The organism is Martelella sp. (assembly GCF_984369615.1).
Window position 1 is genome coordinate 1 of sequence record NZ_CFHTCS010000161.1, and the last position, 9,600, is coordinate 9,600.

At 63.1% G+C, this 9,600-nt stretch carries 10 protein-coding genes; 5 read left to right on the plus strand and 5 right to left on the minus strand.

Annotation, left to right across the window (positions count from 1 at the left end; translation table 11 throughout):
- A partial coding sequence (locus AC5DC2_RS13510) for a substrate-binding domain-containing protein (protein ID WP_491698851.1) occupies positions 1–226 on the minus strand: 226 nt, incomplete at its 3' end.
- Positions 227–613: 387 nt separating this feature from the next.
- Between AC5DC2_RS13510 and AC5DC2_RS13515 the strand changes: the two genes are divergently transcribed.
- From AC5DC2_RS13515 to AC5DC2_RS13535, 5 genes are all read left to right on the plus strand, one after another.
- Entirely contained in the window at positions 614–1,954 is a 1,341-nt protein-coding gene (locus AC5DC2_RS13515) for a threonine/serine exporter family protein (protein WP_491698852.1), read from the plus strand.
- Positions 1,955–2,044: 90 nt separating this feature from the next.
- A complete protein-coding gene (locus AC5DC2_RS13520; RefSeq protein ID WP_024709572.1) occupies positions 2,045–2,569 on the plus strand; it encodes a hypothetical protein in 525 nt (174 codons plus the stop codon).
- A gap of 131 nt (positions 2,570–2,700) precedes the next feature.
- Positions 2,701–3,708, plus strand: coding sequence for an ArsR/SmtB family transcription factor (locus AC5DC2_RS13525; RefSeq protein ID WP_024709573.1), 1,008 nt, complete (start codon positions 2,701–2,703; stop codon positions 3,706–3,708).
- Positions 3,709–3,711: 3 nt separating this feature from the next.
- Positions 3,712–4,632 carry a methylenetetrahydrofolate reductase [NAD(P)H] gene (gene metF / locus AC5DC2_RS13530; protein ID WP_491698853.1) on the plus strand — a complete coding sequence of 307 codons (921 nt, stop codon included), beginning with the start codon at positions 3,712–3,714 and terminating at the stop codon, positions 4,630–4,632.
- 192 nt (positions 4,633–4,824) lie between these two features.
- Entirely contained in the window at positions 4,825–6,063 is a 1,239-nt protein-coding gene (locus AC5DC2_RS13535) for a tetratricopeptide repeat protein (RefSeq protein ID WP_491698854.1), read from the plus strand.
- A gap of 36 nt (positions 6,064–6,099) precedes the next feature.
- Here the strand turns inward: AC5DC2_RS13535 and AC5DC2_RS13540 are convergent, their stop codons facing one another.
- The 4 genes from AC5DC2_RS13540 to AC5DC2_RS13555 form a co-directional block, all read right to left on the minus strand.
- Positions 6,100–7,983, minus strand: a complete 1,884-nt coding sequence (locus AC5DC2_RS13540) for an ABC-F family ATP-binding cassette domain-containing protein (protein WP_491698855.1) — start codon at positions 7,981–7,983, stop codon at positions 6,100–6,102.
- 65 nt (positions 7,984–8,048) lie between these two features.
- Positions 8,049–8,561, minus strand: coding sequence for a DinB family protein (locus AC5DC2_RS13545; protein ID WP_491698856.1), 513 nt, complete (start codon positions 8,559–8,561; stop codon positions 8,049–8,051).
- Positions 8,562–8,670: 109 nt separating this feature from the next.
- A complete protein-coding gene (locus tag AC5DC2_RS13550; protein WP_491698857.1) occupies positions 8,671–9,024 on the minus strand; it encodes a ribbon-helix-helix domain-containing protein in 354 nt (117 codons plus the stop codon).
- Positions 9,025–9,132: 108 nt separating this feature from the next.
- The coding region (locus tag AC5DC2_RS13555; protein WP_491698858.1) for a DJ-1/PfpI family protein at positions 9,133–9,600 on the minus strand (468 nt) is incomplete at its 5' end.

The following is a 9,600-nucleotide window of genomic DNA, read 5'->3' on the forward strand; positions in this document are numbered from 1 at the left end:
TGGTGAAGTCTTCGATACCGCCGCCGGAGCCCTTGGCCTGGTAGTTGACTTCAATACCGGTCTTCTGGCCAAAATCCTTAAACCAGGCCGAGTAGAGCGGGAAGGGGAAAGAGGCGCCGGAGCCCGTCAGCGAGGTGTCTGCAGCCTGAGCGACAGTGCCGCTTACGACCATAGCGGCGGCAACGGCAGCAACCTTAGCGCCCTTGGTAAAAATTCCGATTTTCATCAGATAGCCCTTTTGAGGTTTGGTTGAAAACGGAAGTCGTATAACAATGAAATATAGGCAAGCATAGCATGTTGTAAAAAATTCATAAACGGGCAAAAACCCACGTTTTCTTTTAAAAAATCGTCACATAACTGTCGTAAAACTGTCATAAACAAGTTCCTATCCCGACAGTACTTGCGAATTCTGCGTTCCTCGGTCAGTCCTTGCTGACCCCATTTTCACTTCGGCGCGTATTGGCTAGGATCGCGAGGCCGGCGCGCGCGGCCTGCTTGACATAGAGCAAGGCGAATGCGCGCGCGCCGTCTAGTTTCGCCGCCGGCCTGCCGACGAGGCGAAGCCCGCAACTTGATCCCGTTCCCAAACGCCGCATGCGCGACAGGAGAGGCAATGACTGAAACAGGCTCACCGGCCGACGAGATCCGCGAAGGCGCGCATGACGACGGGGTTTCGGAGCTTCTGTTCCGGCAGAGAACGCTGGAAAAGGTTGCCCTCGTCGCGCTGGAGGCCGGGCGCATCCTGATGGAGACCGGGGCGAAGTCCGCCGTCGTGCGCGAGGGCGTCAAGAAGGTGGCGCTCGGCCTGGGCGTCAAGAGCGCCGATATCCGCGTCGGTTTTGCCTCGATCTCGACGACTGTCGGCGACGGCGTCTGCTCGTCGACGCACATGATCGGGGTCGGCCATCACGGCGTCAACATGCGCATCAACCACCGGGTTCGCGAAATCTGCGCCGAAACGGGCAGGGGCGGGCTGACGGCTGATGCGGTGGAGAAGAAGCTGGCGGCAGCGACCACGGCCACGCCGAAGCATCACAAGTTGCTGAACGTCTTTGCCGCCGGGCTGGCCTGCGCCGCATTCGGAAGGCTGCTGGGCGCCGATGCGCCGGCCTTCGTCACGACGCTGATCGCCAGCATGATCGGCCAGTACATCCGGCTGATGCTGCTGGAGCGGCATTACAACGCCTTCGTCGTTACCGCCACGGTCGCCTTTGCCGCCGCCGTTCTGTCGGGCATCGGGGCCATGGCCATGGGCAGCGCCATGATCGACACCTCGATGAGCGCCGCCGTGCTGATGCTGGTGCCGGGCGTGCCATCGATGAACGCGCAAACGGACATCATGGAGGGTTTTCCGACGCTCGGCAGCGCCCGCTTCGTCACCGTGGCGATGATTCTCGTCTTTATTACTCTGGGCGTCGGCGCGGCGCATATTGTGCTGGGCGGCGGTCTGCAGGATGCGGTGAAATCGGCACCCAACATCGCCCACCACGCCTTTTTCGGGGCGGTTGCCGCTGCCGGGTTCGGCGTGCTGTTCAATTTCGGCTACCGCAATCTCGGCTGGGCCGCGCTTGCCGGCGCGCTTGCGCTGGCGGTGAGAACCTATTGCATGCTGCACGGCTGGCCGCTGGAAGCCGCATCCTTTGCCGCGGCCATGGCCGTCGCGCTGGTCGTGGAGCTTTCCTACAACACGCCCTTTCCGGTCCGCCGCGTCGGCAATGCCATCGCCGTTGCCGGCTGCATTCCGATGGTGCCGGGCAGCGCTGCCGCCCAATGGATCATCGGTCTTCTGGAAATCACCGTCCAGCCGCTCGAGAAATCCGACATGATGCTGGCGGCGACCACCAGCGCCGGTCTGCAGGTGATCTTCACCGTCGGCGCGATCGGCGCGGGCCTCACCATGGTTTCCTCCACCTTTCGCCGGCCGGAGTTCCCGACCCGCGACCACGAGGACTGACGATCAACTTCAGGTGGATTCCGCGGCGCAAAGGCTCTATGGATTTCACCGAGTTCCCGCAAGCATTCCGCTTTCTGTAAAGGGCAAGACGTGACGCACATCCTTGCTATCGGAGGGATAGTCCTGTGCCTGCTGCTGTTTGTGTCAGCGGTGCTGGCCTTCTTTCGCCTGTGGACATGGTCGGCCGGGATCGTCGCTCTGCCGGCCCTGCCTCTTCAGCTTCTGGGGTTCACCGGCACGTGCACCCAAGGGGCCGACGGGCCGTTCGTGACCGGCGCCGTTTTGTCGTCGCCGTTTCTGGCAGGCGCCATCTGCCTGGTCCTCTGGGGCATGGCCAAGGGCGTCGTGAGCCCGAGCGGGGCGATTGTCACCCTGGCTGTGGCTGCGGTCATGCTTTTCCTGACGCGGCAGGCCTGGCTGGGCGCAGTTGTCAGCGGCACGCCTTGCGGAACCGGCTACGGCGCGCGCCATTGGCAGGGGCAGGTTCTCGTTCTCGGCGGCTATCTCGTCTTGCCGGCTATTCTGCTTGCCTGTTCCTGCCGGGCCGCCGTGCGGGGCGCGAAGGGAAAGGGCTCTCGTCGCGTCGGGACGAGCGGAACGAACTGTCCCGAATGAGCAGGCCGCCCTGAATGCGCGCCTTCAGGCCACAACAGCACCCGCTTCGCTCTTATCCGTCGCACCCAGACTTGCATTCGGTCTATTTTCGATATAAACATATCTTTATATCTTGATGAAGGCGAGGCGAAATGACGAAGCTCGATCTCGACGATCTGGTTGATGTCCTGAAAGCTGTGGGCGAGCCCACGCGGCTCAGGCTGATTGCGCTTCTGGCGGCGGGTGACCTGACGGTTTCCGACCTGACGGACATTCTCGGACAGTCCCAGCCGCGCATTTCCCGCCATCTGAAGCTTCTTGGAGAAGCCGGACTGATCGACCGCTACCAGGAAGGCGCGTGGGCCTATTTCCGGCTGAAGGAGGAGGGGGCGCCTGCCCGCCTCGTACGCGAAATCCTGAAGAACGCCTCGGAAGGCGATTCGGCGCTCAGCCGAGACGCCGCCCGTCTTGCCGCGGTCAAGCAGGCGCGCTCGGAGAAGGCGCTTGCCTATTTTGCCCAACACGCCGGTGAATGGGACGAAATGCGCCGCCTGCACATCTCCGAGGCGGAGATCGAGGAATGCCTTGTCAGGCTGATCGGCGCGAAACGCGTCGAAAGCGTTCTCGACCTTGGCACCGGCACGGGCCGCATGCTCTTACTGCTGAAAGATCTCTATCGCCGTGCCGTCGGGATCGACGCCAGCCGTGACATGCTGGCCGTCGCGCGTGCCAATCTGGATGCCGAGGGGGTGACGAAGGCGGCGGTGCGTCTCGGCGATATCCTGAACCTGCCGCTTGAGAACGAGGATTTTGATCTGGTGATCATCCACCAGGTCCTCCACTTCCTTGAACATCCCGAACGCGCGATCGCCGAGGCCGCGCGGGTGATGCGGCCGGGCGGACGGCTTGTCGTCATCGATTTTGCCCCGCACGATCTTGAATATCTGCGTGCCGACCATGCCCATCTCAGGCTCGGTTTTTCCCACCAGGCGATGTCCGACTGGATGAAAGCGGCGGGCCTCGATGTCGAGAACGTCGTCGATCTTCCCTTTTCCGGCGCCGCGGGGCGCTCGCTCACCGTCACCGTCTGGCTCGGGCGCGACCGCCGGATCCTGATGGCTGCGGAAGAAGCCGAAACACAGTATGCGAGGAATGTCTGAACCATGTCCGAAAGCACAGAGACGCGCGGCCGCAAGCGCGCAATCGACTTTTCATTCGAGTTCTTTCCGCCGAAGACCGCCGAGGCCGAAGCCGGCTGGTGGCGGTCTGTGGAAGAGCTCGCGGCCTATGAACCCGGCTTCGTATCGGTGACCTACGGCGCGGGCGCGACGAGCCAGGCGCCGACCTATGCGGCGGTGAAGCGTCTTGTCGACGAGACCCGGCTTCAGACGGCCTCGCACCTGACCGTGGTGAAGGCCGGCAAGGGGGAGGTGGACGACGTGATCCGCCGCTTCCGCGATGCCGGCATTCGCCGCTTCGTGGCGCTGAGGGGCGACCCGCCGGGTGGTATCGGCACGGCCTACAGCCCTCATCCGGGCGGCTATGCCAATGCGGCAGCGCTCGTCTCGGCGCTGAAGGCGATCGACGATTTCGATATCTCGGTTTCCGCCTATCCGGAAAAGCACCCCGAAAGCGCCGACCGCGCGGCCGATGTTGCGATGCTGAAAGCCAAGGCCGAAAACGGGGCCGACCGTGCGCTGACGCAGTTCTTCTTCGACAATGACGTGTTCGAGGATTATCTGAACGACGTGCGCCGCGCCGGCATCGCCATTCCCGTGGTGCCCGGCATTATGCCGATCCAGAACCTTGCCCAGCTGAAACGGTTCGCCGCCATGTGCGGAGCAAGCGTGCCGGCCTTTGTCGAGCGGCGGTTCGAGGGGCTCGATGACGATCCGGACGGGCGCTTCGAGGCGGCGGCCGACCTTGCCGCCGAACAGGTGCAGGACCTCGTCGCCCGCGGCATCGCCGACTTTCATTTCTACACCATGAACAAGTCGAAGCTGATGACCGCCGTTCTGGATCGCCTCGGGATCAAGCCCGGCGACACGCTGTCCGACGCCGTGCCGGAGCGCATGCGCGCCTGACCGGAGATAACAGGTAAATACAAGAATATAAATGTTATATTCAGGTGAAGCTAATATAAATCGGGCGTGTTTATTTAATATATTATTTTGTTATTCTGCTGCGGTGGTTACTGTGGAGGCTGCCGCGCGAAGATGGATTTTCAAAGCAATCTGATTACCGGAACGCCTACTGCTGTTTCCCTGAGATCGCAATTGTCGTCTTTCTGGGAAGGCTATAACCGCGCCTATCACTATGCCAATTATGGCGAGGCGCTGGCGTTCGCACGCGCCGCCGCCGGCGTCCAGCCGGACAATCCCGTGATCTGGTCGAACATCGCGGTCTGCCATCTGCGGCTCGGAGCGTTTGATGATGCGATTGAGGCTGCGGAACGTTCGGTTGCGCGCGACCCGCGGCACTTCGTGGCTTTCGATGCCCTCTCCCACGCCTGGGGAGAGAAGAAGGACGACCGGAAGACGGGCGAATATGGCCGCCGGGCCCTGGAACTCCGGGACGAGATATTCGGATGCGCGCCGGCGGAGGACCGTCCTGCCATCCGTCCGCCCCCGCCGTCTGCAGCAACGCGCGAGCGGAACATCATTTCATTCTCGCTATACGGCGACCGGCCGCGCTATTGTGAAACGGCGGTGATGAATGCGCGGGCGCGCGAAAGCGTCTATCCCGACTGGACATGCCGCTTCTATGTCGACAAGTCGGTGCCCGGGGTCACCATCGGGAAATTGAGAGAGGCAGGCGCCGAGGTCATCTTTGCCGATCAGAGAATGAGGCGCTGGCCCGGACCGATGTGGCGCTTTGCAGCGCTTGACGAAAACGGGGCGCACCGCGTGATTTTCCGCGACGCGGATTCCCTGATCAGCGTGCGGGAAGCCGAGACTGTCAGGGAGTGGGTGGAAAGCGGCAGGCAGTTTCACGGCATTCGCGACTGGTTCACCCATACCGAATTGCTTCTTGCGGGGCTGTGGGGCGCGACAGTCGGCGCCTTGCCGCCGATGCGCCTTCTGGTCAACCGTTTCCTGCAGGCGCCGCTCAACTCGCGCCACTTTGCCGATCAGCATTTCCTGCGGCAGTTCGTCTGGCCCTATGCGCGGCGCGATATCCTGCAGCATGACCGACTGTTCGGCTTCATGAGCCCGCGGCCATTGCAGGGTGCCGATGATCTGAATACCCACCATATCGGCGCCAATCTGTCCAGCGGCGGCATCAGCCGGCGCGTCGATCTTGCCGACGGTGTCGCCGTGCGCTGGGAACTGCGCGAGACTCTACCGACGCCTGAGGGCGAAGCGCCCGGTTACCGCGTCGTTTGCAGCTATTCCACGGTCGTGCAGAACGGCATGCTGATCGAGCACCTGCCGAAACCCTGGCTGGATCGCATGGCGAAGGACATGCGCATTGTCTTCTTTCATCCCAAGACAGGTCAGCCGTCGGGTCCGTAGCCGAAGGCGCGGCTGTCTTGCCGGAGCGACTGGGGTTCAGTCGGCCATGGCCTCTTCATACTGGGCGGAGAGCGAAAGCCATTCTTCCTCGATCTTGGCAAGCTCCGCCGCGGCGTTGGCGCGGGCCTGGATCATGACCTTGGCCTTTTCCGGCGCCTTTTCATAAAGCTTGGGGTCGGCAAGGTCGGCGTCGAGCCTGGCGATGATCTGCTCGATCTTCGCCGTCTTCTTCTCGGCGGTATCGATCTTCTTCTTCAACGGCGCAAGGGCGGCGCGGCGTTCGGCGGCACTCTTGCGCTGGACGGACTTCGAGCGCGCCTCGGCATTCGGCGCTTCAGCCTTCTGCGCCTTTCTGCCGCCGGAGACGATCAGGTCGCGGTAATCCTCCAGATCGCCGTCATAGGCCTTGACCGTGCCGTCATGGACCAGCCACAGCCGGTCGACGGTCGCCTCGATCAGGTGCCGGTCATGCGAGATCAGGATCACCGCGCCGGGATAGTCGTTCAGCGCCCGCACCAGCGCATTGCGGCTGTCGATGTCGAGGTGGTTGGTCGGCTCGTCGAGGATCAGCAGGTTCGGCGCGTGGAAGGCGGCCAGCCCCATCAGGAGCCGCGCCTTTTCGCCGCCGGAAAGATCACGCGCCGGCGTATCCATCTTTTCCGTCGCAAGACCCATCTGGGCCACGCGGGCGCGCACTTTCGGCTCGGTCGCCGTCGGCATCAGCTTGCGCACATGGGCAACCGCGCTTTCATCCGGCACGAGATCGTCGATCTGGTGCTGGGCGAAAAAGCCGGTCGAAAGATGCGGCGCAAGTTTCAGCGTGCCCGATTCCGGCTCCAGCCGGCCGGAGATGAACTTGGCGAAGGTCGACTTGCCGTTGCCGTTGGCGCCGAGCAGCGCGATCCGGTCGTCATTGTCGATCCTGAGATTGATGTCCTTGAGGATCGGCTGGCCGGGTGTGTAGCCGACCGCCCCATCCTCGATGGCGATGATCGGGGAGGCGGGCTGCTTTTCCGGTTCCGGAAAGGAGAAGCCCTGGACGTGATCCTCGATCACGGCGGCAACCGTGCCCATCTTTTCCAGCGCCTTGATGCGGCTTTGCGCCTGGCGGGCCTTCGAGGCCTTGGCCTTGAACCGGTCGATGAAGCTCTGCAGGTGCTTGCGCTGCGCCTCGTTCTTGGCGCGGGCCTTCATCTGCAACTCGTCGGCTTCCGCCTTCTGCCGCTCGAACTGGTCGTAGGAGCCGCGGTAGAAGGTCAGCTTTCTCTGGTCGAGATGGATGATCGCGTTGGCCGCCGTGTTCAGGAGGTCGCGGTCGTGCGAAATGATGATGACGCTGTAGGGGTAGCGGCGAATATAGTCCTCCAGCCACAGCGTGCCCTCAAGGTCCAGATAGTTTGTCGGCTCGTCGAGCAGCAGCAGGTCGGGCTCGGAGAAGAGCACGGCGGCAAGCGCGACGCGCATCCGCCAGCCGCCGGAAAACGACGATGCCGGACGCTTCTGCGCCGCCTCGTCAAAGCCGAGGCCGGAGAGGATGCTGGCGGCGCGGGCTTCCGCCGAATGGGCATCGATATCGACCAGCCGCGTCTGGATCTCGGCGATGCGGTGCGCGTCGGTCGCGGTTTCGGCCTCCGCCATCAGTGCCGCTCGCTCCTTGTCGGCGGCAAGGACGATGTCGATCAGCGGGTCTTCCGTGCCCGGCGCCTCCTGCGCCACCTGGCCGATGCGCGCCTTCTTCGGCAGCGACACCGTGCCGGTCTCGGGCGAAAGCGCGCCGGTGAGGACGCGGAAGAGCGTTGACTTGCCGGCGCCATTGCGGCCGACCAGCCCCGCCTTCATCCCATCGGGAATGGAGACGGAAGCGTTTTCGATGAGCAGGCGTCCGGCAATGCGGACGGAAAGGTCGGATATCGAGATCATGGCAGCGGTTGTGTCTGAAACGCCCGCGTTTGGCAAGACGGAGAACCGCCGCGGCGCCGCGAAATTCAGGCGAACCGACGACCGTCTTCGCTTCTGAGGAAATAGAGGAGGTCGATTGCCGGCGACGGTCGGCCGAGCATGGTCAGCATGGCGTGGACCTGGCCGCGGTGATGGGTCTGGTGGTTGAAGAAATGCGCGAGCGTCGTCTGATAACGGTCGGTATAATCTTTCGGCGGCGTGCCGCGCGTATACGAAAACGTCCCCTCAAGCCGGACCGCATCCATGCCGTCGACGAAAGCGATGATCCTTAGGTCTTCCCTTTCGCGGTCGTCCCTGAGCGCGGCGAAATCGTCGTGCAGGATTGTATCGAGTTTGACCGGGCCTGTATCGGCGCCCGCAAAACGGGTCATCCAGATCCGGTCGGCATAGAGCACATGGTTCAGTGTGGCATGGACGGAGCGGAAGAAGGCGCCCAGATCGCGCTTGCGCTCGTCGTCGGAAAGTTCCGCGGCCTCGTCATAAACGAAGGCGTTGGCCCAGGCATTATAGGCGGCGAACATGCGGTAGTGCTGCAACATGGGTCTCTCTTGCGTGGCAATGATCGGGTGCGCCGATCATAAGACAAGCGCCGCCTTTCGCCTCATGAAAACATGCGATGGCGGATATCAGCCGGCCTGATGAACCGTATCAGGCCACGGCGCGGCCGCGCTCCTTTTCCCGCTTCAGGATCGAAAGCGCGTCGAGCTTGGCGATCGGCAGGCCGCCCGGAATGTCGCCGGAAAGCTGCAGTGCCAGATAGCGCCCGCAGCAGACCCTCAGAAACGAAGTGAAATTGCCGCTGTCATGGCCGGCCTCGAGAGCCTCGTGATAGAGTTTCGCAATCAGCTGCGTGGTGGCAAGGCCATCGCGCCCGCCGATCTCGGCAAGCGCGTTCCAGAAGAAATTCTCGAGCCTGACGCTCGTCACCATGCCGTCGATGCGGATCGAGCGCGTCGTACTTTCCCAAAGCGTTGGGTCAGCCTCGATGAACAGTCTGCACATGATCTCCTCCCTTTTCCGGACGCATTATAGTGCGTTTCCAGGAAAAGCTGAACAGCGCTCCGGCCCGGCGCGGGGTCAGGGGATAGCGCCGAGCCGGGCCTTGGCGTCTCAGGCGTCGAGCAGCTTCATGAACTGCGAAAGCCATGCCGGATGGGCGGGCCACGCCGGCGCGGTGACGAGATTGCCGTCGGTCACGGCATCGGTGACGGCGATATCGGCGTAAGCGCCGCCGGCAAGCCGCACTTCCGGAGCGCAGGCCGGGTAGGCCGAGCATTGCCGGCCCTTCAGCACATCGGCGGCGGCAAGGATCTGCGCGCCGTGGCAGATCGCCGCAACCGGTTTGTTTTCGGCGAAGAAGTGCTTCACGATCGCGAGCACCCGCTCATCGAGCCGCAGATATTCCGGCGCCCGCCCGCCCGGGATCACCAGCGCGTCATAGGCGGCCGGATCGGCCGTCTCGAAATCCGCCGTCAGGGCGAAGCGGTGACCGGGCTTTTCCGAATAGGTCTGGTCGCCCTCGAAATCGTGGATCGCCGTCGGGACGGTATCGCCGGCCTTCTTGCCCGGGCAGACCGC

Bases quoted from the DNA above. Each gene is read 5' to 3' on its own strand.
- AC5DC2_RS13550 (WP_491698857.1), bottom strand. From the start codon at position 9,024: ATGTGCAGACTGTTCATCGAGGCTGACCCAACGCTTTGGGAAAGTACG.
- metF (WP_491698853.1), top strand. From the start codon at position 3,712: ATGTCCGAAAGCACAGAGACGCGCGGCCGCAAGCGCGCAATCGACTTT.
- AC5DC2_RS13515 (WP_491698852.1), top strand. From the start codon at position 614: ATGACTGAAACAGGCTCACCGGCCGACGAGATCCGCGAAGGCGCGCAT.
- AC5DC2_RS13525 (WP_024709573.1), top strand. From the start codon at position 2,701: ATGACGAAGCTCGATCTCGACGATCTGGTTGATGTCCTGAAAGCTGTG.
- AC5DC2_RS13540 (WP_491698855.1), bottom strand. From the start codon at position 7,983: ATGATCTCGATATCCGACCTTTCCGTCCGCATTGCCGGACGCCTGCTC.
- AC5DC2_RS13545 (WP_491698856.1), bottom strand. From the start codon at position 8,561: ATGTTGCAGCACTACCGCATGTTCGCCGCCTATAATGCCTGGGCCAAC.